General features: G+C 72.0%; 19 protein-coding genes and 1 pseudogene. All 20 read left to right on the top strand.

Going from position 1 to position 22,811, the window contains the following annotated elements:
- The first annotated feature begins 120 nt into the window (after window positions 1–120).
- The 20 genes and pseudogenes from flgJ to ACFOM9_RS00170 all read left to right on the top strand — a co-directional run bounded on the left by flgJ (window position 121) and on the right by ACFOM9_RS00170 (window position 22,579).
- Window positions 121–1,152 (top strand): flagellar assembly peptidoglycan hydrolase FlgJ, encoded by a 1,032-nt coding sequence (gene flgJ, locus ACFOM9_RS00265; protein ID WP_386705210.1) that lies wholly within the window; start codon window positions 121–123, stop codon window positions 1,150–1,152.
- Between the two features lie 3 nt (window positions 1,153–1,155).
- On the top strand, window positions 1,156–3,039 hold the full coding sequence (gene flgK / locus ACFOM9_RS00260; RefSeq protein ID WP_386705209.1) for a flagellar hook-associated protein FlgK: 1,884 nt from the start codon (window positions 1,156–1,158) through the stop codon (window positions 3,037–3,039).
- A 25-nt stretch (window positions 3,040–3,064) separates the two neighbouring features.
- Entirely contained in the window at window positions 3,065–4,264 is a 1,200-nt protein-coding gene (flgL, locus tag ACFOM9_RS00255) for a flagellar hook-associated protein FlgL (RefSeq protein WP_386705208.1), read from the top strand.
- A gap of 297 nt (window positions 4,265–4,561) precedes the next feature.
- A complete protein-coding gene (locus tag ACFOM9_RS00250; RefSeq protein ID WP_386705207.1) occupies window positions 4,562–5,701 on the top strand; it encodes a flagellin in 1,140 nt (379 codons plus the stop codon).
- Window positions 5,702–5,882: 181 nt separating this feature from the next.
- Window positions 5,883–7,229: a flagellar filament capping protein FliD gene (gene fliD, locus ACFOM9_RS00245; protein WP_386705206.1), complete on the top strand. Its 1,347-nt coding sequence runs from the start codon at window positions 5,883–5,885 to the stop codon at window positions 7,227–7,229.
- 1 nt (window position 7,230) lies between these two features.
- The gene (gene fliS, locus ACFOM9_RS00240; protein ID WP_386705205.1) at window positions 7,231–7,620 is read left to right on the top strand and encodes a flagellar export chaperone FliS; all 390 of its coding nucleotides are present in this window, start codon (window positions 7,231–7,233) and stop codon (window positions 7,618–7,620) included.
- Window positions 7,617–7,901, top strand: coding sequence for a hypothetical protein (locus ACFOM9_RS00235; protein ID WP_386705204.1), 285 nt, complete (start codon window positions 7,617–7,619; stop codon window positions 7,899–7,901). Before fliS ends, ACFOM9_RS00235 begins: the two co-directional genes overlap by 4 nt.
- A complete protein-coding gene (locus ACFOM9_RS00230) occupies window positions 7,898–8,470 on the top strand; it encodes a PilZ domain-containing protein (RefSeq protein ID WP_386705203.1) in 573 nt (190 codons plus the stop codon). Before ACFOM9_RS00235 ends, ACFOM9_RS00230 begins: the two co-directional genes overlap by 4 nt.
- Before the next feature lie 99 nt (window positions 8,471–8,569).
- Window positions 8,570–9,217: a response regulator transcription factor gene (locus tag ACFOM9_RS00225; protein WP_386707185.1), complete on the top strand. Its 648-nt coding sequence runs from the start codon at window positions 8,570–8,572 to the stop codon at window positions 9,215–9,217.
- 270 nt (window positions 9,218–9,487) lie between these two features.
- Window positions 9,488–10,873 (top strand): RNA polymerase factor sigma-54, encoded by a 1,386-nt coding sequence (rpoN, locus tag ACFOM9_RS00220; RefSeq protein WP_386705202.1) that lies wholly within the window; start codon window positions 9,488–9,490, stop codon window positions 10,871–10,873.
- A gap of 14 nt (window positions 10,874–10,887) precedes the next feature.
- Window positions 10,888–11,247, top strand: a pseudogene (locus ACFOM9_RS00215) (response regulator); the annotation flags it as partial.
- Between the two features lie 134 nt (window positions 11,248–11,381).
- On the top strand, window positions 11,382–12,869 hold the full coding sequence (locus ACFOM9_RS00210) for a sigma-54 dependent transcriptional regulator (protein ID WP_386705201.1): 1,488 nt from the start codon (window positions 11,382–11,384) through the stop codon (window positions 12,867–12,869).
- 57 nt (window positions 12,870–12,926) lie between these two features.
- The gene (gene fliE, locus ACFOM9_RS00205; protein WP_386705200.1) at window positions 12,927–13,283 is read left to right on the top strand and encodes a flagellar hook-basal body complex protein FliE; all 357 of its coding nucleotides are present in this window, start codon (window positions 12,927–12,929) and stop codon (window positions 13,281–13,283) included.
- Window positions 13,284–13,451: 168 nt separating this feature from the next.
- Entirely contained in the window at window positions 13,452–15,140 is a 1,689-nt protein-coding gene (gene fliF, locus ACFOM9_RS00200) for a flagellar basal-body MS-ring/collar protein FliF (protein ID WP_386705199.1), read from the top strand.
- Window positions 15,141–15,165: 25 nt separating this feature from the next.
- Window positions 15,166–16,152, top strand: coding sequence for a flagellar motor switch protein FliG (fliG, locus tag ACFOM9_RS00195; RefSeq protein WP_386707182.1), 987 nt, complete (start codon window positions 15,166–15,168; stop codon window positions 16,150–16,152).
- Between the two features lie 16 nt (window positions 16,153–16,168).
- Window positions 16,169–16,804: a FliH/SctL family protein gene (locus tag ACFOM9_RS00190; RefSeq protein ID WP_386705198.1), complete on the top strand. Its 636-nt coding sequence runs from the start codon at window positions 16,169–16,171 to the stop codon at window positions 16,802–16,804.
- Window positions 16,801–18,210 carry a flagellar protein export ATPase FliI gene (gene fliI / locus ACFOM9_RS00185; RefSeq protein WP_386705197.1) on the top strand — a complete coding sequence of 470 codons (1,410 nt, stop codon included), beginning with the start codon at window positions 16,801–16,803 and terminating at the stop codon, window positions 18,208–18,210. The genes ACFOM9_RS00190 and fliI overlap by 4 nt, the downstream gene beginning before the upstream one ends.
- Before the next feature lie 5 nt (window positions 18,211–18,215).
- Window positions 18,216–18,677, top strand: a complete 462-nt coding sequence (fliJ, locus tag ACFOM9_RS00180) for a flagellar export protein FliJ (protein WP_386705196.1) — start codon at window positions 18,216–18,218, stop codon at window positions 18,675–18,677.
- Window positions 18,674–19,822 (top strand): flagellar hook-length control protein FliK, encoded by a 1,149-nt coding sequence (locus ACFOM9_RS00175; protein ID WP_386705195.1) that lies wholly within the window; start codon window positions 18,674–18,676, stop codon window positions 19,820–19,822. The genes fliJ and ACFOM9_RS00175 overlap by 4 nt, the downstream gene beginning before the upstream one ends.
- Before the next feature lie 495 nt (window positions 19,823–20,317).
- On the top strand, window positions 20,318–22,579 hold the full coding sequence (locus tag ACFOM9_RS00170) for a methyl-accepting chemotaxis protein (RefSeq protein WP_386705194.1): 2,262 nt from the start codon (window positions 20,318–20,320) through the stop codon (window positions 22,577–22,579).
- Window positions 22,580–22,811 lie beyond the last annotated feature (232 nt).

Below are 22,811 nucleotides of genomic sequence, written 5' to 3'. Positions count from 1 at the left end.
CCATGATCGGGCAAGCGGAATCGGCAACGGCGGCGTGGTCGGGAACTGATCGGCACCCGGCCGCGCCGTCCGCGCCTTTCCAACTGCCGATCACCGGTTCCGGACGCCGGAGCCACTGACATGCGCCTGCCTGCCGCCAGCCCCATCGCCCTCGCTCCGTCCGCGGCCACGCCGCGCGCCGATATCGAGAAGGCCGCGCGCGAACTGGAAACGCAGTTCGCGCGGATGCTGATCAAATCGATGCGCAGCGCGTCGATGGGCGATTCGATGTTCGGCGGCAACTCCACCTATCGCGACATGTACGACCAGCAGCTGGCCACCGAGCTCGGCAAGGGCCGCGGCCTGGGCCTGGCGCCGATGATCGTGCGCCAGCTCGGGCAGGACAACGGCGCGACGGCGCCCGGCGACGCAACGGCGCAGACCGCGTTTCCGCTGCGCATGCCCGGCACCGCGGCGCCGGCGATGCCGATGCCGCTGGCGATGCCCGCGACCGGCCCACTGCCCCTGGTGCCATCGAGCAGCGGCGTGTCGATGCCCGCCTTCGACGCGCCCGGACTGCCGGCGCCGGTGCCCGCACCCCAAGCCGCCGTCGACTGCGCCGACATCCCGCTGGACTGCAGCTCGCCGGAGGCCTTCGTGCAGTCGATCTGGCCGCAGGCGCAGAAGACCGCGGCCGAGCTGGGTGTGCCGGCCAAGGCGCTGGTCGCGCAGGCGGCGCTTGAAACCGGCTGGGGCCGGCGCCTGGCGGGCCGCGCGGGCGTGTCGTCGCAGAACCTGTTCGGCATCAAGGCCGGTGGGCGCTGGAACGGCGAACGCGTGAACTCGGCCACCCACGAATTCGTCGCCGGCGTGCGCCGCAGCGAACGCGCCGACTTCCGCGCCTACGCCTCGGCCACCGAAAGCTTCGAGGATTACGCGCGCCTGCTCGGCAACCCGCGCTACGCCGCCGCCCGCAACGCCGGCAACGATACCTATCGCTTCGCCAGCGCCCTGCAGCAGGCCGGCTACGCGACCGACCCCAACTACGCCGCCAAGATCACCGCGATCGCCAACGGCGCGACGCTCAACCGCGCGCTGGCCGCGATGCCGTCGGCCCTGCCGTCGGGCCCCGCGGTCTACGCATCGAACGCCGTCGCGACGGCCAGGGAATAACGCATGTCCGGACTGCTCTCCACCGGTAGCTCCGCCCTGCTCGCCTTCCAGCGCGCGCTCGGCACGGTCAGTCACAACGTCGCCAATGCCGCGACGCCCGGCTACAGCCGCCAGCGCGTCGAGCTGGCCGCGCGGCCAGGCCAGCCCACGGCCGGCGGCTACATCGGCCAGGGCGTGGACGTGGCCAGCCTGCAGCGGCTCGCCGACGGCCTGGTGTTCGCGCGCCAGGTCGACAGCAGCGGCGAACTCGGCCGGCTGCAGCAACTGTCGTCGATGGCCAGTCGCGTCGACTCGCTGGTGTCCGACACGTCCACCGGGCTGTCGACGCAATGGTCGGCGTTCTTCGGCGCCGCCGATGCGGTGGCGACCGGTCCGACCTCATCGGTCGCACGAAGCCAGCTGCTGGCCGCGGGCGACCAGCTGGCCTCGCGCTGGCGCACGCTCGACGGCCAGCTGGCGGGGCTGGACGCCGAATCGGGCCAGCGCATCCAGAGCACGATCGGCGATGCCAACCGGCTCGCCGGCGAAATCGCCGAGCTCAACCGCAACATCTCCGCCGCGGGCCGCAATGCCTCGCCCGACCTGATCGACGCGCGCGCGCTGCGCATCGACCAGCTGGCGACCCTGGTCGGCGCGGACACCGTCATGCAGGACGACGGCTCGCTGAATGTCTTCACCGGCGGCGGCCAGGCCCTGGTGCTCGGCAACCAGGCGATGCAGCTTGCCACCGTGGCCGATCCGTTCCGCCCCGACCGCGTGCAGATCGCGCTGCAGGGCGCCGGCGGCAACGTCCGGCTGCCGTCGACCAGCGTCTCGGGTGAACTCGGCGGCCTGCTCGAATTCCGCGACCGGGTGCTGGATCCGGCGCGCGCCGAGCTCGGGCGCCTGGCCACCGTGTTCGCCAGCGGCTTCAACGCCGCGCAGCGCGCCGGCGTCGACTACAACGGCGCGCCCGGCGCCGACTTCTTCACCCTCGCGCCGCCGCGCGTCGATGCGCACGCGGGCAACACCGGGGCGGCGACGATCACCGCGGCGGTCGACGACGTGGGCGCGCTCAAGGGCAACGACCTGGTGCTGCGTTTCGATGGCGCGTGGTCCGCGACCCGCGCCGACACCGGCGAACCGGTGCCGATGAGCGGCAGCGGCACCGCCGCCGATCCGTTCAAGGTGGCCGGCGTCTCGCTCCAGGTCGGCGGCACCCCCGCCGTCGGCGACCGCTACTCCCTGCGCCCCACCGCCGATGCCGCCGGCAACCTGCGCCTGGCGCTGACCGACCCGTACAAGATCGCCGCCGCCGCGCCGCTGCAGGCGCAGGCGGACGTCGCCAACCTCGGCGATGCGCGCGCGGCGTCGACGCAGGTGACCGACAGCGCGGCCTTCGCGTCGTTCGCCGGCGCGACGATCGAATTCATCGACGACGGCCAGTACACGATCGACGGCAACGGTCCCTACCCCTACGCCGCCGGCAGCCCGATCGCCGACGCGGCCGCGGGCTGGTCGCTGTCGCTGACCGGCACCCCGGTGGCGGGCGATCGCTTCACCCTCGGGCGCACGCCGCCGCGTTCGAGCGACAACGGCAACGCGCTCGCGCTGGGCGACTTCGACCGCCGGGGCATCCTCGACGGCGGCACCCAGTCGCTGACCGACGGCCTGAGCCAGCTCACCGCGCGCGCCGGCACCGAGGCGCGCCACGCCGCGCTGGGCCTGGAAGGACAGGGCGCGATCCACGACCAGATCGTCGCCGAACGCGAGTCGGTGAGCGGCGTCAACCTCGACGAGGAAGCCGCCGACATGATGCGTTTCCAGCAGGCCTACCAGGCCGCGGCGCAGGTGATCAGCACCGCCGACACCATGTTCCAGACCCTGCTGTCGGCCGTGCGCCGCTGAGGCCCATCCCCTTGAGGTTCATGCGATGACGCTACGCATTTCCACCGCCGGTTTGTACGCCCAGGGCCTGCAGGGCATGTTGCGGCAGCAGCAGCACGTCGCGCGCACGCAGCAGGAGCTGGTCAGCAACCGCAAGCTGCTGCACGCGGCCGACGACCCGGCCGCCATGGCGCAGTCGCAACGGCTCGACCACGCGCTGTCGTCGCTCGAACAGAACGGCAAGAACGCCGACACCGTCGAACACCGCCTGCGTTCGCAGGAGTCGGCGCTGTCCGACGTCGGCAGCCAGCTCACCCGCGCGCGCGAACTCGCCGTGCAGGCCAACAGCGGCGCACTGTCGCAGGCCGACCGCAAGTCGATTTCCGACGAGCTGCGCGCGATCCGGCTCGAAGTGCTCAGCATCGCCAACCGCGAGGACGGCACCGGCAGGCGGCTGTTCGCCGGTTCGCGCGACGGCGTGATTCCCTTCGCCGACAGCGGCGGCGCGGTCGCCTACGCCGGCGACGACGGCCGCAACCTGGTGGAGATCGGCCCGGACCTGCTGATCGCCGACACCGATGCCGGCAGCGACGTGTTCATGCGCGTGCGCACCGGCGACGGCACCGTGCGCGGCAGCGTGGCCGCCGGCAACACCGGCACCGGCATACTCCAGACCAGCTCGGTCACCGACCACGCGGCATGGAACGGACGGGCGCTGCGACTGGAATTCACCGCCGCTGACGCGTACCGCGTGGTTGACGCCAGCGGCGCCGTGCTGTCGAGCGGCCCCTACGCACCGGGCGACAGCATCATCGCCGGTGGCGTGCAGTTCACCCTCAGCGGGGCGCCGGCCGGCGGCGACGCGTTCACCGTGCAACGCGCGCCCAACCAGGACATCTTCGCGACCCTGGAGGGGCTCGCCGATGCGATCGAAGCACCGCTCGCCTTGCCTGGCGACCAGGCCCGCCAGAGCAATGCCATCGGCACGGCGATCGGCGACCTGTCCACCGCGCAGGACCACATGCTGTCGATCCGCGCCGGCACCGGCAGGCGGCTGGCCTCGATCGACGGCGCCGCCGACTCGCGCGGCAGCGGCGAGATTTCGCTGCAGGAAAGCCTCTCCCAGCTGCGCGACGTGGATTACGCCGAAGCCGCCAGCCGGCTGGCGCTGCAGCTGACCGCGCTGGACGCGGCGCAGAAGACGGTGCTTCGGGTGCAGACGATGTCGCTGTTCGACAGGATGTAGGCAGCCACGTCGCACCGCCGCGCGCGGCGGCCTTGGCAAGCGGTTGCCGGCGACAACGCATTGGCGTTGCGTCACGTTACGCCGGCACCGCGCGTCGCCAGGCAGTCGCTGCACTGTTCGCACGGACCATTTCCCCCCAATGCGACTGTTTTGCGAAATCCTCCGTTTTTCCCCTAAAGCTTGACAACCAGGCGCCGTTACTCATCACAGCAGCGGCGAGGGCCTTCCGGCCACACCCTGCAGAACCCGGCCCAGCCCACTCGTCGCCGCCGGACCCAACCTTCCAGGAGAACTTCCATGTCACAAGTCATCAACACCAACGTGATGTCGCTCAACGCGCAGCGCAACCTGTCGTCGTCCGGCGCCGAACTCGCCACCAGCCTGCAGCGCCTGTCCTCGGGCATGCGCATCAACAGCGCCAAGGACGACGCCGCCGGCCTCGCCATCTCGCAGCGCTTCACCACCCAGATCCGCGGCATGGACCAGGCCGCCCGCAACGCCAACGACGGCATCTCGCTGTCGCAGACCGCCGAAGGCGCGATGGGCGAGATCGGCAACAACCTGCAGCGCATCCGCGAGCTGGCCGTGCAGTCGCGCAACGCCACCAACTCGGCCACCGACCGCGCCGCGCTGAACTCCGAAGCCCAGGCGCTGAAGGACGAAATCGACCGCGTCGCCACCCAGACCAACTTCAACGGTGTCAAGCTGCTCGACGGCTCGTTCGCCAACCAGGCGTTCCAGGTCGGCGCCAACCAGGGCGAGACGATCTCGGTTTCGGCCATCGTCAATGCCAACTCCAGCGCGCTGGGCACCTACAGCCGCGCCAGCGTCACCGGCGGGGCCGCCACGGCGTTCACCGCGGTCACCGCGGGCGACCTCACGGTCAACGGCACCTCGGTGGGCGGCATCGGAGCCGACACCTCGGCCACCGAGCGCGCCGCGAGCGTGCGCGACGCGGTGAACTCGGTGTCCGACACGACCGGCGTCTATGCGATCAACGACACCGCCACCACCGTCACCCTGGTCTCGACCACGGCCGACATCGTGGTTGCGCACGCCGGTGCTTCCTCGACCGCCCTCACCACCGGCCTGAGCGCCGCGACCACCACCCGTACGTCCAGCACCGGCTTCGGCTCGCTCGACATTTCGACCACGTCCGGCGCCGATGCCGCGATGCAGTCGATGGACGCCGCGCTGAGCACGATCAACACCGCCCGCGCCAACATGGGTGCGATCCAGAACCGCTTCACCTCGGTCGTGGCCAACCTGTCGACGACGTCGGAGAACCTGTCCGCCGCCCGCAGCCGGATCCAGGACGCCGACTTCGCCAAGGAATCGGCGCAGCTGTCGCGCAACCAGATCCTGCAGCAGGCCGGTACGGCGATGCTGGCCCAGGCCAACCAGTCGTCGCAGGGCGTGCTCAGCCTGCTTCGCTGATGTGTGAACGCAGGGCGCGGCAGCCGCCGCGCCCTGCGGTTTTCCTACAGGTTTACGCACCACCCCAATTTCCCCATCCCGCCGAGGATTCCGATATGCGCCGCCAACGACCTGCCAGGAAGCAGTCACGTGGTAATCGCGACCGGGTCACGGCGGGTTTTCGTCTCCGGAGCGCCGCGCCGTGACCACCATCGGTTCGGCCGGAAAGCTCGACGTGCAGACGATGGTTGCGCAGCTGGTCGCTGCCGACCGCGCGCCCACCGACGCACGCTTCGATCGTACCGAACGCCAGCTCACCGCGCAGGTCTCGGCCATCGGCATCTTGCGCAGCGCGTTCTCGGCACTGCGCACCGCGGTCAGCGCGCTGAGCGCGAAGGATGCCGCGCAGGCCCGCAAGGTGTCCGTGCCCGATGGCGCCAACTTTGCCGCAACCGCCGCCAGCGGCGCGGCCACCGGCCGTTACGAGGTCGAAGTGCTCGCGCTGGCCACGGCACAGAAGCTCGCTTCGGGCGCATTCGCGAAAGCGGAGTCAACGGTCGGCACCGGCCGGCTGACGATCAGCGCCGGCGGCAAGACGCTCGAAATCGACATAGACGAAACCAGCGACACGCTCGCCGGGATCCGCGACGCAATCAATGCCAAGGCCGGCGGCAAGACCGTATCGGCCAGCATCGTGACCGGCGACGACGGCGCGCACCTGGTGCTCAACGCCGTCGAAACCGGCACCAGTGGCGCGCTGACGATCGCCGCCAACGGCGGCGACGGCGGCCTGTCGGCGCTGGCCTACGATCCTCCGGGCAGTGCCGCGATGACCCAGCGGATGCCGGCCGCCGACGCGCGCGTCAAGGTCGACGGCTTCGAACGCACCCTGTCGAGCAACACGCTCGACGGCGTGATCAGCGGCGTCAGCCTGACCCTGACCAAGGCCGAGCCCGGCGTCACCCGCGAGCTGCGGATCGACGCCGACGGCAGCGTGCAGCGCACCGCGGCCAAGAACTTCGTCAACAGCTACAACATGTCGCTGGCCGCGATCGCCACCACCACGTCGTACAACACTTCGACCCAGGTCGCCGCGGCGCTCAACGGCGACGCGATGACCCGCAACGCCGCCAAGGAGCTGCGCGACGCCGTCAGCGGCAATGTCGCCGACCTCAAGGCGATGGGCATCACCATCGCGAAGGACGGCACGCTCAAGCTCGATGAGGCCACGTTCGACAGCGGCCTGGCCAAGGATCCGGCGAGTGCGGCGCGGCTGTTCGGCGGCGACGCCGGCAGCCTGGCCGGCAAGCTCGATTCGACGCTGGACCGCCTGGTGGAAGCCGACGGCCTCCTCGACGGGCGCAGCGACAGCCTTGCCGCGCGCAGCAAGAGCCTGGCCAACCAGCGCAGCGCGCTGGACTTCCGCATGAGCCAGGCCGAGTCGCGCTACCGGACGCAGTTCACCGCCCTCGACCTGCTGTTGACCAACCTCCAGAGCAGCAGCGACTTCCTGACCCAGCAACTCGCCGCCGCGGACGGCACCAACTGACATGAACGCCCGCAGCCTCGCCAACCAGTATCGCCAGACCGGCGTCTCCAGCGCCGCGCTCGACGCCAGCCCGCATCGCCTGATCGCGCTGATGCTGGCCGGCGCCCGCGAACGCTCTCGCCTCGCAGCCGCCTGCCTGCAGCGCGGCGACCTGCCCCGCAAGTCGCAGGCGATCAGCGACGCCAGCGCCATCATCGGTGGCCTCAACGGCGCCCTCAACCTGGAAGCCGGCGGCGACGTTGCCGACGGCCTGCAGGCGCTGTACGACTATGCGCAGCGGCGCCTGCTGGCGGCGAACGCCGACAACGACCCGCAGCCGCTGCATGAAGTGGACGACCTGCTGGGCGACATCGAATCGGCCTGGCTGGCGATCGCACCGGAGGGGTCGTGACGATCCCGGTGCTGCCGACCATGCACGTTCGCGCCGCGATCCAGGCCGACGACTGGGCGCACGCGACACAACTGCTCGCCCAACACCAGCACGCCCTCGTTTCGGCGCTCGCGACCACCGACCTGACCCGCGAATCCGCCGCGCCCTGGCGCGAACTGCTGCTCCAGCAGCACGCGCTGGAAGACGAGGTGCGGCTTGCCCGCGACCAGGCCGCGCAGGCGCTGGAAAAACTCGGCCGCGACCACCGCGGCGCCCGGGCCTGGCAGCGGGAACTGTCGTGAACACCGCGGCCGAGGCCCGCGAGATCCTGTTCGGCGACGTGCTGGCCTGCGAGGAAACGCGCGCCGCTGCCTTCCTGCCCGGCAGCGCCGCCCCGCCCTCTTCCGGCGCGCACGGCGAAGCGCTGCTGCGCGCGCTGGCGGTCATCGAGGACGGCGGCGCGCGCGCCGAGGGCTACGGCAACCTCGAGCCGGAACAGCCGGCCGACCACGCGATGCACCGGATCGAGGCCAAGCTCGACCTGCTCACCCTGCTTGTCGCCGGCATCAGCGCCAGCGAACACGACGATCCGCCACGTGCGCTGCGCTGGTCGGCCCGTGGCGCCTGCATCGCGGTCGACGGCGTCGTGACGCCCGGGACCAGCGGCCATTTCCGGGTCCGGCCCGGCGACTGGTTGCCGACGGCCTTGCGGCTGCCGGCCACCGTGCTCGCCTGCGACACGGACCCTGGCGGCGCTGCGCGTGCCTGGCTGCGCTTCGAGCCGATGCCGGCGGCGCTGGAAGCCGCACTCGAACGCCACCTGTTCCGGATCCATCGCCGCTCGATCGCGGAAAGTCGACGCGCTCGCTAGGTTTCTGCAACACTCGTCACATTACCGTCTCGAATTCATGTCGGCGGCGCGCGTGCGCCGTATGGTGCAATGGCGTTCGAGAGGGGGAGGATGCCGATTGTGCGGGTGCTGATCTGCGACGACCACACGCTGGTGCGGGCCGGCTTGCGCCGCCTGCTGGAGTCGTTCGACGACATCGAAGTGGTCGCCGAGGCGAGCAGCGCCGACGAGGCCGTCCTGCGCACGCAGCAGCTGCTGCCCCACATCGTGTTGCTCGATCTGTCCATGCCCGGCCGCAACGGCTTCGACGCACTGGTCGAACTGCGCCGCACCTGCCCGGAAACCGCCGTCGTCATCATGTCGATGCACAACGACGCCCTGCACGTGCGCGAGGCGCTGGCGCGCGGCGCCGTGGGCTTCGTGGTCAAGGAAGCCGCCCCCGCGGAGCTGGAAATCGCGATCCGCGCGGCAGCGGCCGGCCGCACCTTCCTCAGCCCGCAGGTGTCCGCCCCGCAGCTGCACGGATATCGCAACGGCAAGCGCGGCAACGGCCACGACCAGGACGACACCATCGAGGGCCTGCCGCGGCGCCAGCGCGAGATCCTGCAGGCATTGGGCGCCGGGCGCACCACCAAGCAGATCGCCGCGGACCTGGGCATCAGCGTCAAGACCGTGGAGACCCACCGCTCGCGGATGATGGAAGCGCTGGGCTGCCGCAACGCCAGCGAACTGCTGCGCGTGGCGATGCGCCATCACGACCGTCCCTAGGGCGCTGTCGCGGCGCCCCGCACAGGGGTCCGCAGCATCCCGCCAGACCCTGTTTTCCCTGCCCCCGCGCGCACCCGGCGGGTGACGCAAAGCGTCGTACTGCGTCAGCTTCGACACCTGCCGCGTCGGAACTACGACGCAATGTCGGGGTTTCCCCGACATCGATAGGGGGATGCCCCTAACCGCGCTCGGGTTCGCCCCTATTCGCCAACCGTCACATGGCGCTCACGATGCGCTCCGTGGCCAGAGGACCTGGCCGGGGAGTGCATCGTGAAAGGCAACATGCGTGCCGGAATGGCACAAGGCGTCAACCTGACCCCGCAGCTGCTGCAGTCGATCCGGCTGCTGCAGCTCACCGCGCCGCAGCTGGAGCAGGAGCTCCGCCAGGCCCTGGATCTCAATCCGATGCTCGAGCAGGAAGACCCTGCCGAGGAAGCCGACGGCGCCGACGACGCGCAGGCCGCCACGCTCGAGGCCGCCAGCTGGGACGAGCTGCCCGAGCCGGCGTTCCTTTCCGGCGGCGGCCTGCACGGCGGCGACGGCGACGACGCCACGCTGCGCATCGCCGATCCCGCGTCGAGCGATCCGCGGGTGCGCCTGCTGCAGCAACTCGCGCTGCACTGGGATCCGCGCGACCTCGAACTGGCCGCCTGGTGGCTGGACCACTGCGACGATCGCGGCTACCTCGAGCAGCCGCTGGCAGACCTCCTGGCGCAGGGCGCCGACGCCTTCCCGCTGCGCGCGGGCGACGTCGCGGTGGTGCGCCAGCGCCTGCTGCACGGCGACTGGCCGGGCATGGCCGCCGCCGATGCCGGCGAATGCCTGCAGGCGCAGCTGTCCGCCCTGCCCGAAAGCCCGCTGCGCACGCTGGCCGCGCGCATGCTCGACGCACACCTCGACCTGCTCTGCGTGCACGACGACCGGGCGCTTGCCGCCGCGCTGCATGCGGACGAAGCCCAGGTGCGCGCCGCGGTCGCACTGGTCCTGACCCTGCGCGCGCATCCCGCCGAAACCCCGATCCAGGCCGATGACGCGCACATCGTGCCCGACGTCGTCGCCTGGCACGGCGGCGGCGCCTGGCGCGTGGCCCTGAACCAGCGCGGCACGCCGCGCGTGCGCATCGCCGCGCACTGCGAACGCGCGCTGTCGGGCAACGACCATCCGGTGCTGCGCGGCCTGCTCGACGAGGCCCGCTGGCTGGTCCGAGGGCTGGCGATGCGCAACGACACGCTGCTGCGCACGGCGCAGGTGCTGGTCGAACGCCAGCGCGCGTTCCTCGAGCAGGGCGACGAGGCGATCGCGCCGCTGACCCTGCGCGAGGTGGCCGACGCGATTGGGGTGCACGAATCCACCGTCTCGCGCATCGTCAGCGGCAAGTACATCCAGACCCCGCGCGGAACGCTCGAACTCAAGCGCCTGTTCGCGGTGCGCCTGGAAGGCGCCGAGATTGCCGGCAGCGCGGTCCGGGCGATGGTCAAGCGCCTGATCGAAACCGAGCCGGCGGCAGCCCCGCTCGCCGACGACGTGATCGCCGGCCTGCTCGCCCGCCAGGGCGTGCGCGTGGCGCGGCGCACCGTTGCCAAGTACCGCGACCAGCTGTCGATCGGTCCCGCCCGGGCGCGCCAGCGCCAGGCACCGCGCGCGATGGCGTGTTGAGAGGAGTGGAAGAAATGCGCGAACTCAAAGTGCTGCTGGTCGACGACCATGCCGGTTTCATCGCCGCTGCCGTGCGCCACCTGCGCCGCCTGTCCTGGCTGACCGTGGTCGGCTCGGCCGGCAACGGTGTCGAGGCGATCGCCCAGTGCGAGATCCTGCGCCCGGACGTGGTGCTGATGGACCTGGCCATGCCCGAGATGGGCGGGCTGCAGGCCACGCGCCTGATCAAGGCCCAGGACAACCCGCCCTACATCGTCATCGCCAGCCATTTCGACGACGGCGAACACCGCGACCACGCGCTGCGCGCGGGCGCCGATGCCTTCGTCAGCAAGCTGGCCTACATCCACGAGGTGATGCCGTTGCTCGAGGCGCTGGCCGGTGCAGGCAGCGACGGCGCTGCGGATGCGGAGCCGGAAGCGGCGCCGTCCATGGGCACTGGCATGAAGCTGGTCACGGAGACGCACATGCACGACGACATCGGCAGCGACGCCGCCACGGAGCGCTTGGCATGAGCGAGTCCCGCATCCTCGTGCTCGACCAGGACATGGCGCGCGCCGAGCGCATCCACACCCTGCTCGACTTCATGGACTTCACCCCGCGCATCGTCACCGATGCCGGCGACATCGACCTGGCGCGCGCGCGCGGCAGCGACTGGGTGGCGATCATCCTCGGCGACATCGGCGACGGCGCCGCGTGGGCCGACTTCGCCCGCTGGCTGGCCACACAGTCGCTGCATCCGCCGGTGCTCGAACTACCCGGCCACGCCACCGACGCCGCGTGGCGCACGCAGCTGCACCCGCAGTCGGTGTGGCCGCTTGCCTACCCGATCCGCCGCACGCAGCTGCAGGACGTGCTGCGCCGCGCCAGCCTCAAGCGCCTCGAAGAAGATGCGCGCCGCGAGCTGCCGACGGTCGGCCCCACCGGCCGCAGCACCGGCGTGCTGCAGCTCAACCGCCTCATCGACCAGGTCGCACCGCACGACACCACGGTGCTGATCCTGGGCGAATCGGGCACCGGCAAGGAAGTGGCCGCGCGCGCGCTGCATGCGCGCTCGGCGCGCCGCGACAAGCCGTTCGTGGCGATCAACTGCGGCGCGATCCCGCCGGACCTGCTCGAAAGCGAGCTGTTCGGCCACGAGAAGGGCGCGTTCACCGGTGCGCTCACCCAGCGCAAGGGCCGCTTCGAGATGGCCGAGGGCGGCACCCTGCTGCTCGACGAAATCGGCGACATGCCGCTGGCGATGCAGGTCAAGCTGCTGCGCGTGCTGCAGGAGCGCACCTTCGAGCGCGTCGGCGGCACCGCCACCGTCAAGTGCAACGTGCGCCTGGTCGCCGCGACCCACCGCAACCTGGAAACCCAGATCGCCGAGGGCAAGTTCCGCGAGGACCTGTTCTACCGCCTCAACGTCTTTCCGATCGAGATGCCGTCGCTGCGCGAGCGCAGCGAGGACCTGCCCGACCTGGTGTCGGCCATCACCCGCCAGCTCGCCGAAGGCGGCCGCGGCCAGGTGTCGCTGGCGGCCGACGCGATCGCGGCGCTGCGCCACTACTCCTGGCCGGGCAACGTGCGCGAGCTGAGCAACCTGCTCGAGCGCCTGGCCGTGCTGCATCCCGGCGGCAGCGTGCGCGCCGCCGACCTGCCGTCGCGCTACCGCGCGTCGATGCCGGTCGACGAAGCCTTCGCCGAAGCGCCGGCGATGGCGCAGATCGCCTCGCCGCAGGCGGGTGCCGCGGCGTCGACGCTGGACCCGCGACAGCTGTCGGCCAACACCACGCTGCCGCCGCAGGGCATCGACCTGCGCGGGCACATGGCCGAGATCGAGCTGGAGCTGCTGCGCGCCGCGCTGGTGCAGTCCGGCGGCGTGGTCGCGCACGCCGCGCCGCTGCTCGGCCTGCGCCGCACCACCCTGGTCGAGAAGCTGCGCAAGTACGGCATCGACCGCGACCAGTCCGACGCCGCCGGCGCGCAGGCGGAGGGCCAGGCGGCGGGTTTCTGACGCGGCGCTGGCACACGTCTTGCCTAGTCCACGCAAGACCGTTTGGCAGCCACCGCGATGACCGACGCCATTTCATCGATCCTCTCCCAGATCCGCGCGCACGAGATGCGCGCCGGCGGCGCGCTGGCCGAGGCGCCGCTGGGCAATGCGATCGCGGTCGACGGCGCCGGTCGCGGCAACCAGGTCGGCGCGCCGGGATTCGGACAGGCCCTGTCGAACGCGATCGACAAGGTCAGCCAGACCCAGGCCAACGCCGGCGCCCTGCAGCAGGCTTTCGAACTGGGCGATCCACGCGCAGACCTGGCGCGGGTGATGGTGGCGATGCAGCAGTCGCAGGTGGCCTTCCGCGCCACCGTCGAAGTGCGCAATCGCCTGGTCCAGGCTTACCAGGACGTCATGAACATGCCGATCTGACGGCGCCGGAAGCCGCGGACTGGGGGCTGGGGACGCGTCGTCTGCCGCCCCTCACGGTGACCGGCGCTGCCACCAGTCCCCAGTCCGCGCCTCCCGCCGCCGCTTTCCACCCCCGCCCCGACACCAGCCCAGATACCACCTCCCGAATCCCGGACCCCGGCCCAGCCCATGAGCGTCATCGCACTCCCCAAAAATGCCGCCAGCCTGCGCGACCTCGGTCGCCTGCAGGACATCCCGGCGGTGCGCCAGCTCGGCCTGTTCGCGCTGGTGGCCGCGACCATCGCCCTGGGGCTGTGGCTGTTCTTCTGGACCCAGAAGCCCAATTTCGTGCCGGTCCAGGCCGGGCTCGACGCCAAGGCCACCGGCGAAGCCTCGGATCTGCTGCGCACCGCGCAGATCCCGTTCCGCATCGACCCCACCAGCGGCGCGCTGGCGGTGCCGACCGACAAGGTCGGCGAAGCGCGCATGGCGCTCGCCGCGGCGGGCCTGCCGGCTGGCGACAGCGCCGGCTTCGAATCGATGCAGGGCGACCAGGGCTTCGGCACCAGCCAGTTCATCGAGAACGCGCGCTACCAGCACGCGCAGGAAATCGAGCTCGCCCGCACCATCGCCAACCTGCGCCCGGTGCGCGAGGCGCGCGTGCACCTCGCGCTGCCCAAGCCCAGCGCGTTCACCCGCCAGAGCGAACCGGCCAGCGCCTCGGTGGTGCTGCAGCTGCGCAGCGGCAGCACGCTCGAGCAGGGCCAGGTCAACGCGATCGTGCACCTGGTCGCGTCGAGCATCCCGGAACTGCCGCCCGAACGCGTCACCGTGGTCGACCAGTTCGGCCGCATGCTCTCCAATGCCGATCCCGACGGCGAGGACGCGATCGGCGCCAAGCGCTTCGAGCAGCAGCGCCGGCAGGAAGCGGTGTACGTGCAGCGCATCCAGGAGCTGCTCGAGCCGATGACCGGCCCAGGTCGCGTCAGCGCCAAGGTCAGCGTCGACATGGATTTCGCCCAGACCGAGGAAGCGCGCGAAAGCTACGGCCCGCAGCCGGCGATGGTGCGCAGCGAGCAGATTTCCGAATCCGGCAACCTCGCCGCCGCGGGCACGGATGCGCCGCAAGGCGTGCCCGGCAGCGCCAGCAACACCCCGGCGGCCGCCAATGCCGCCGCAGCTGGTGCCGCGCCGAATCCGGCCGCCGCGCCCGCGGCCGCCACGCCTGCCGCCCCGTCGGGTCCCGGCAGCCGGACGGCGGTACGCAACTACGAACTCGACCGCACCCTCACCCATACCCGCCAGGCACCCGGCCGCATCCGTCGCGTCACCGCGGCGGTGCTGGTCGACAACATGTCCGCCGGCGCGCCGGCGGCGGCCGGCGGCAAGAAGCCGAAGGATCGCGCCCTCAGCGAGGCCGAGGTCAAGCGCATCGAGCTGCTGGTGCAGCAGGCGATCGGCTTCGACGCCCAGCGCGGCGACGCGGTGTCGGTGGTCAACGCGCCGTTCGCGCGCGACATGCTCGACGTGCCCGACGAAGGGCCGCCGCTGTGGCAGCAGCCGCGAGCGCGCGAGCTTGCCCGCCTGGTGTTCGGCGGACTGGCCCTGCTGCTGCTGATCTTCACCGTGCTGCGCCCTGCCTTCCGCCAGCTGCTGGCGCCCAAGCCGCGCGTCGCCACCGTCGCCGCCACCCTCATGGAACAGGACGAGGAAGTGCCCGTGTCCCTGACCCAGGCCCACTCCGCGCCGGCGGCGCCCAGGGCGGAAGCGGCTTCGCTGGACTTCGACGACAAGCTCGAGGTCGCGCGCGCCGCGGTCAGCACCGACGCCAAGCGTGTGGCCCAGGTCGTCCGCGACATGGTCGAATCCGATGGCTGAGTCGCTGCCCTCCCAGGACGTGGCCCTGACCGGCGTCCAGCGCGCCGCGATCGTGCTGCTGTCGCTCGGCGAGCAGCAGGCCGCCGAGGTGCTCAAGCACATGGGCGCCAAGGAAGTGCAGAAGCTCGGCGTGGCGATGACCTCGGTCGGCGGCATCAGCCGCGAAGCGGTGGTGCGGGTGTTCGACGAGTTCGTCGACGTGCTCGCCCGGCCCAGCGCGCTGGGCAGCGGCGCCGACGAATACGTGCGCGCGGTGCTCACCCAGGCGCTGGGCGAGGAACGCGCCAGCGGCCTGATCGACCGCATCCTGCTGGGCCGCAACACCTCGGGCCTGGACACGCTGAAGTGGATGGAGCCGCGCGCGATCGCCGAACTGGTGCGCAACGAACATCCGCAGATCATCGCCATCGTCATGGCCCACCTCGACGGCGACCAGGCCGCCGAAGTGCTTAAGTGCCTGCCCGACCGCGTCCGGGTGGACGTGCTGCTGCGCCTGGCCACGCTCGACGGCATCCCGCCGCACGCGCTCAACGAACTCAACGACGTGATGGCGCGCCAGTTCGCAGGCAGCCAGAACCTCAAGTCCTCCTCGGTCGGCGGGGTCAAGGTCGCCGCCAACATCCTCAACTTCATGGACTCCGGGCAGGACGAAGTCATCCTCGGCGCGATCGGCGAGGTCGACAGCGACCTGGGAACGCGCATCCGCGACCTGATGTTCGTGTTCGACAACCTGGCCGAGATCGAGGACCGCGAAATGCAGTCGGTGCTGCGCGAAGTGTCCACCGACCGCCTGGCGCTCGCGCTGCGCGGCGCCGATGCGCGGGTGCGCGAGAAGATCACCGGCAACATGTCGCAGCGCGCGGCGGAGATCCTGGTCGAGGACATGGAAGCGCGCGGCCCCGTGCGCCTGGCCGAGGTGGAAGCCGCGCAGAAGGAAATCCTGGCGATCGTGCGCCGCATGGCCGACAACGGCGAAATCCAGCTCGGCGCCAAGGCCGAGGCCTTCGTATGACCGGCCGGGCCCACGCATGAGCGCCTTCGCCCCCTCGCTCGCGCCCGCGGTCGAAGCCGTGCGCTGGAATGCGCCCGGCCTGGCGGTCGTGGCCGAGCCCGTGCCCGCCGCTCCGCCGCCGCCGAGCGTCCAGGACCTGCAGGCGCTCGAACAGGCCGCGCATGCCGAAGGCTACGCGCGCGGCCACGCCGAAGGCTTCGCCAGCGGCCAGGGCGAGGTGCGGCGGATGGTGGCGCAGATCGAAGGCATCCTCGACGGCTTCACCCGGCCGCTCGCGCGGCTGGACGGCGAAGTCGCCGAAGCGCTGTCCGACCTCGCGGTGCGCATCGCCGGCGCCCTGCTCGGCCGCGCCTACCTGGTCGATCCGACCCTGCTGGCCGACCTGGTGCGCGAAGCGCTCGACGCAGTGGGCAGCGGCAGCCGCGAAATGGAACTGCGCCTGCACGCCGACGATTTCGGCGTGCTCGCACCGCACCTGGCCGGGCTCGACGGCGTGCGCCTGACGATCGACAACGCGCTCGGCCGCGGCGAACTGCGCCTGCACAGCGAAAGCGTGCGCATCGACGGCACCATCGCCGCGCGCCTGCAGTCGATGCTCGAAGCCACCCTCGCCACCAGCCCGGCGGCCGCCGACAGCGAGAGCACGCCATGAGCACGAGCACCCCGGCCGCGCACTGGCTGGAAGCGCGCAACCTGCGCCTGGCCGCGCGCCTGCAGGCGGCCGATCCGCAGGCCGCATCGCTCGGGCTCGCCCGCGAAGGCGTGCTGCGGCGCGCGGTGGGACTGACCCTCGAAGCCTCCGGCTGCAGCGCGCCGATGGGCTCGCGCTGCCGCGTCGAAACCGCCGGCGGGCAGTGGGTCGACGCCGAAGTCGTCGGCTTCGCCGGCGACCGCACATACCTGATGCCGACCGCCAACCTCGAAGGCCTGCTGCCCAACGCGCGCGTCGTGCCGATGCGTCGGCGCGGCGAAGTCGCTGTCGGCGAGGGCCTGCTCGGCCGCGTCATCGACAGCGACGGCGTGCCGCTCGACGGCCGCGGGCCGATCCGTTCCGAACACTGGGTGGGCCTGGGCGGCGTCGCGATCAACCCGCTGATGCGCGAACCGATCACGCGTTCGCTCGACGTCGGCGTGCGGGCGATCAACGCCCTGCTGCCGATCGGCCGCGGCCAGCGCATCGGCCTGTTCGCCGGCTCCGGCGTCGGCAAGTCGACGCTGCTGGGCATGATGACCCGCTACACCGCCGCCGACATCATCGTCGTCGGCCTGATCGGCGAACGCGGCCGCGAAGTGCGCGATTTCGTCGAGAGCACGCTTGGCGAGGAAGGCCTGCGCCGGTCCGTGGTCGTCGCCACCCCCGCCGACCGGCCGCCGCTGGCGCGCCTGCACGGCGCGCTGCGCGCGACCGCGATCGCCGAGTGGTACCGCGACCAGGGCCTGCACGTGCTGCTGCTGATGGATTCGCTGACCCGCTTCGCCCACGCGCAGCGCGAGATCGGCCTGTCGGTCGGCGAACCGCCGACCACCCGCGGCTATCCGCCGTCGGTGTTCGCGAAGCTGCCGCAGCTGGTGGAGCGCGCCGGCAACGGCGCCGACGGCCGCGGTTCGATCACCGCGTTCTACACCGTGCTGACCGAAGGCGACGACCAGCAGGAACCGATCGCCGATGCCGCGCGCGCGATCCTCGACGGCCACATCGTATTGACCCGCCGCATCGCCGACGCCGGCCAGTATCCGGCGATCGACGTCGAGGTTTCGGTCAGCCGCGTGATGCAGGACATCACCGACCCGGCCTGGCGCGACCGCATCCGCAAGCTCAAGCGCCTGATGGCCGCCTACAACGCGCAGCGCGACCTGATCGCGATCGGCGCCTACCAGCGCGGCAACGACCCGGTGGTCGACGAGGCGATGGCGCGCTGGCCGGCGATCCAGCAGTTCCTGGGCCAGGACGTCACCGAGGCGTCCGACGTCGAGGCCAGCCGCGCCGCGCTCGCGCGCCTGCTCGACGACGCCGGCGACGTCGATTCCCTTCCCCTGCCGATCTCCGCGGAGACCTGATCCCGATGCGCTCGCAACGTCTCGATCCCCTGCTCAAGGTGATGCAGCAGCGCCAGGACACGGCCGCGCGCGAGGTCGCCGAACGCGAGCGCGCGCTGCTCGAACAGCAGCAGCGCCTCGAATCGCTGCGCCGGTATGCCGAGGAATACGCGGCCGCGCCGGACGCCAGGACGATCTCGCCGGCGCTGCTGGTCAACCGCCTGGCCTTCCGCGAGCGCCTCAACGCCGCGGTGGTGCAGCAGGCCGGCATCGTCGACCACAACCGCCAGCTCAGCGACATCGAACGCACCCGCCTGCTGCTGGCCAGCCGGGAAACCAAGGTGCTCGAACAGCTCGCCGACAGCTACCGCGCGCAGGAATCGAAAGTCGCCGAACAGCGCGTCCAGCGCGAACTCGACGACATGGGCGGCCGCCGCGCGCGCAGCGCGCAGCTGGCCGCCGACGACGATACGCAGGCCACGCCATGATCGCCGCCACGTCCGCGGCGCCGCAGCCGACACCCGTGTCGGGCAACAGCGCCGGCGCTCCCGCCTCGATCGAGGGCGACGCAGGCCCCGCGCGCGGCGACGCCGCGAAACAGGCTGCTTCCAAGGAAGGCGGGCGCGGCGCGTCCGCCACCCGCGACGCCCGCGCCGCCGAAGCCAGGGCGCGCGACGGCGAAGCACCGGCGGACGACGGCCAGGAGGCGCCGGCGTTCGCGGAGCTGCTCGCAGCCAGCGGCGCCGGCACGCCCGGGACCGCTACGGCGCGCGAGCCGGCCACCGAGCTCGACGCGCAGGCCGCCGATCTTCCCGATCGCCTGCTGTCGCTGCTCGCCGGCACCTGGGCCACCGTGGCCGAGCCCGCACCTGCGACCGCAGCGACCGCCTTGCCCGGCGAGCCCGGCGCCACGGCAGGCAGGGCGACGACCGCCACGCTGCACGCCCTGACCGCCCTGACCGCCCTGACCGTCGCGCCGGCCGCCACCGCGGCCGACGCGGGCGCGGCCAGCGCGAAACCCGACGCGGCCGGCACCGAGGCCGGCGTTGCCGCGCTTGCCAAACTTGCCGGCGATGCCGCGGCCGCCTCCGGCGACGCGATTGCAGCCACCACCGCAGCCGATGCGCCGCAGCCTGGCGCGCCGCTGGCGACCCTGGGGCCGGTGGCGAACACCGCGCGCCCGGTCGCCGCGGTTCCCGGTACGCCGATGCCGATGCCGGCCAATCCCGAGGCCGGCTTCGACGACGGCTTCGGCGCGCGCATCGCGTGGATGGCGGAGCAGCGACTGGGTCACGCCGAGATCCGCCTCAACCCCGAACACATCGGACCGATCGAGGTCCGCGTGCAGCTCGACGGCACCCGCGTGTCGGCCGAGTTCCACAGCGCCCACGCCGAGGTCCGCCAGGCGATCGAGGCCAGCGTGCCGCGCCTGCGTGAGATGCTGGGCCAGCAGGGTCTGCAGCTGGGGCACGCCGATGTCGGGCAGCGCCAGGCGCAGGGCCATGGCCAGCCAGCCGACGGCCGCCCGGGCCGCAGCGGCGAGCCGCGCGCGGAGCGCCATCCCGGCGACGGCGCCGCCGGCGTGGTCACTGCCACCGTGCGCAGCCGCGGGCTGCTCGACGAGTACGCCTGAGACCGCGTGAGCAGTCCGGAGTGCGGCGAGGGCTCCTGCGACCAGCCGCGCGCGTGACCTCGTGAAAACGGCGCGTCCACGTCGCCGTCCGCGGGCGCGATGCGTCAGTCGTGCATGAGCGACCGTTGTCGCGGCCTCCCGCTTCCTTGCGCACGCGGCGTGCTTCGCCACGCCACCGGGGCTGGAGTACTCGCGCACGCCGTCGAACATGCGACCAACCGCGCGGACTCCGCGCGCTGCAGCTGAACGCATTCAAGTCCCCGCGCGCGAAGCCGTTACCGACGCAATCGGGCACGGCCCGTCCTGACACCCGTGGAAACCGAACCGTGCCCACCCGCACATCCCAGTCCCCCGCCCGCCAGGAACACGCCGCGCAGCGCACGCACGTCGCCGCCGTTGCCGTGGGCGCGCGTCGCGGCCGGGCCGCCGCACATTACCGCGCCACCCCGCTGCCCGCGCAGCGGCCGTTCTGACCCCCAACCCACTCTCGAAGGCATGCGTCCCATGTTCAACAACCTCAACATCGGCAAGCGCCTGGCCATCGGCTTCGCCGCGCTCGCCCTGCTCATCCTGGTGATGGGCGCCTTCTCCGCGCAGCGCATGAGCGGCGCGCAGGCCACGGTGCGCGGCATCGTCGGCGAGTCGGTGCCTTCGATCCGCGATTTCGGCCGCATGGCGACCATGCTCGCCGAGTACCGCGTCAGTGAACGCGGCCTGGTGGCCACCTACACCGATCCGGCCAAGGCGGCCGAGTACGCCGGCGAACTGCTGGCCGGGCAGAAGACCTTCGACGAGCTGGCCAAGGCGCGGGGCGCGCGGCTGACCGATGCCCGCGAGCGCGCGCTGTTCGAGGCGATGCTCGGCAAGGCGCGGATCTACTTCGACAATTCGCGCGCGCTGGTCGAAGCCCTGAAGGTCGAGGACATGGGCCCGGCCGGACAGGCGGCCGACCTGCGCCAGGCCGCGGCCGACGCGCTGGCCGCGGTGCTCGAATACGACATGCAGCGGCTCGATGCCGCCGTGATCGCGCAGGAATCGGGCTATCGCGCCAACCTGCTGGCGATCGCGCTGTTGCTGGCGATCGCGCTGGCGGTTGCGGTGGCCGGCGCGGTGGTGATCACGCGCTCGATCGTGCGTCCGCTCGACCGCGTGGTGCGGGTCGCCAACGCGGTCGCCCACGGCGACCTCGAACAGCGCATCGCCGACGACAGCCGCAGCGAGACCGGCCGGCTGGCGCGCGCCATGCGCGAGATGATCGCCACGCTGCGCGGCTTCGCCGATGCGCAGGACGAGATCGGCCGCGCGCACGGCGCCGGCGAGATCGACCACCGCATCCCCGCCGATCGCTTCCCCGGCGCCTATGGCCGCATGGCCGAGGGCGTCAACACCCTGGTCGCCGGACACCTCGCGGTGCAGGCGCGCGTGGTCGAGGTGGTGGCGCGCTACGGCCACGGCGACCTGTCGGCCGACATCGAACGCATGCCCGGCCAGCAGGCGCAGATCACCGCGGCGGTCGATGCGGTCAAGTCCGGCATGCAGTCGGTCAACGCCGAGATCAAGACGCTGGTCGACGCCGCGGTGGCCGGTGATTTCGCCCGTCGCGGCGATGCCGGACGCCACGAATTCGTGTACCGCGACATGGTCGAAGGCCTCAACGGGCTGATGGCCACCGCCGACCACGGCCTGGCCGACGTCGGCCGCGTGCTCGACGCGGTCGCCGATGGCGACCTGGCCCAGCGCGCCGACCAGTCCCTGCCCGGCCACTTCGGACAGCTGGCCGACAGCGCCAACCGCACGGTGGAAAAGCTCGCCGCGATCGTCGCCGAGATCCGCAAGGGCAGCGATGCGATCAGCGCCGGCGCCGGAGAAATCGCCATCGGCAACCAGGACCTCGCGCAGCGCACCGAGCAGCAGGCGGCCTCGCTCGAGGAAACCGCCTCGTCGATGGAGGAACTCACCTCCACCGTGCGCCAGACCGCCGACAACGCGGTCCAGGCCAACCAGCTCGCCAGCAGCGCGGCCGTGGTCGCGGCGCAGGGCGGCAGCGTGGTCGGCAACGTGGTCGAGACCATGGATGCGATCAACGCATCCTCGCGCAAGATCGTCGACATCATCGGCGTCATCGACGGCATCGCCTTCCAGACCAACATCCTGGCGTTGAACGCCGCGGTGGAAGCCGCGCGCGCCGGCGAGCAGGGCCGCGGCTTCGCGGTCGTGGCCACCGAAGTCCGCTCGCTCGCGCAGCGCTCGGCCAACGCGGCCAAGGAGATCAAGCAGCTGATCACCGAGTCGGTCGACCGCGTCGACCAGGGCTCCAGGCTGGTCGGCCAGGCCGGCACGACCATGGCCGAGATCGTCGACAGCGTGAGCCGCGTGCGCGACATCATCGCCGACATCAGCACCGCGACCCGGGAGCAGACCGTCGGCATCGAGCAGGTCAACCAGGTGATCGCCCACATGGACGAGAGCACCCAGCAGAACGCCGCGCTGGCGGAGGAAGCGACCGCCGCGGCCACCAGCATGGAGCTGCAGTCCGGCCAGCTGGTGGACACCGTTGCCGTGTTCCGCCTGGCCGATGGCAGGCCCGGGGTCACGCCCGCCCGCCGCGGCCGCGTCGAAGCGGGCCACACCGAGGCAAGCCGTGTCCGCCCGGCCGCCGCTCCGGCGGCGCCCGCCCCGGCGGCGAAGCGTGCGCCCAAGGCCGTCCGCGGCAGCGCGCTGGCCGCGGCGCCTGAACCGGAGTGGGCCGAGTTCTGACCACCGGGCCGGAGCCCTTCCCGGCCGACCAGGCGAACGCCCGGGCGGCCGGCGCCCTCCGCCCGCACGCCCTCACGCCCTCACCAGGCCGAACTGTACCGACGGGCACGCGCGGCCGTAGGGGGCGCGGCGGCAGGGTCCGCCGCCGTCAAAACCCCGGCAGCGCGGCTGCGTCAAAGCTCCGGCGCCATCGGCCCCCAGGCCGCGGCACGGCGCTTGCACTGATCCGGCA

The organism is Luteimonas notoginsengisoli (genome assembly GCF_042648885.1).
In the GTDB taxonomy this organism is placed as follows: Bacteria; Pseudomonadota; Gammaproteobacteria; order Xanthomonadales; family Xanthomonadaceae; genus Luteimonas; species Luteimonas notoginsengisoli.
This window is presented reverse-complemented; position numbering and strand designations above follow the sequence as displayed.

Bases quoted from the DNA above. Each gene is read 5' to 3' on its own strand.
- flgJ (WP_386705210.1), top strand. From the start codon at position 121: ATGCGCCTGCCTGCCGCCAGCCCCATCGCCCTCGCTCCGTCCGCGGCC.
- flgK (WP_386705209.1), top strand. From the start codon at position 1,156: ATGTCCGGACTGCTCTCCACCGGTAGCTCCGCCCTGCTCGCCTTCCAG.
- flgL (WP_386705208.1), top strand. From the start codon at position 3,065: ATGACGCTACGCATTTCCACCGCCGGTTTGTACGCCCAGGGCCTGCAG.
- ACFOM9_RS00250 (WP_386705207.1), top strand. From the start codon at position 4,562: ATGTCACAAGTCATCAACACCAACGTGATGTCGCTCAACGCGCAGCGC.
- fliS (WP_386705205.1), top strand. From the start codon at position 7,231: ATGAACGCCCGCAGCCTCGCCAACCAGTATCGCCAGACCGGCGTCTCC.
- ACFOM9_RS00210 (WP_386705201.1), top strand. From the start codon at position 11,382: ATGAGCGAGTCCCGCATCCTCGTGCTCGACCAGGACATGGCGCGCGCC.
- fliE (WP_386705200.1), top strand. From the start codon at position 12,927: ATGACCGACGCCATTTCATCGATCCTCTCCCAGATCCGCGCGCACGAG.
- fliF (WP_386705199.1), top strand. From the start codon at position 13,452: ATGAGCGTCATCGCACTCCCCAAAAATGCCGCCAGCCTGCGCGACCTC.
- ACFOM9_RS00190 (WP_386705198.1), top strand. From the start codon at position 16,169: ATGAGCGCCTTCGCCCCCTCGCTCGCGCCCGCGGTCGAAGCCGTGCGC.
- fliI (WP_386705197.1), top strand. From the start codon at position 16,801: ATGAGCACGAGCACCCCGGCCGCGCACTGGCTGGAAGCGCGCAACCTG.
- fliJ (WP_386705196.1), top strand. From the start codon at position 18,216: ATGCGCTCGCAACGTCTCGATCCCCTGCTCAAGGTGATGCAGCAGCGC.
- ACFOM9_RS00175 (WP_386705195.1), top strand. From the start codon at position 18,674: ATGATCGCCGCCACGTCCGCGGCGCCGCAGCCGACACCCGTGTCGGGC.
- ACFOM9_RS00170 (WP_386705194.1), top strand. From the start codon at position 20,318: ATGCGTCCCATGTTCAACAACCTCAACATCGGCAAGCGCCTGGCCATC.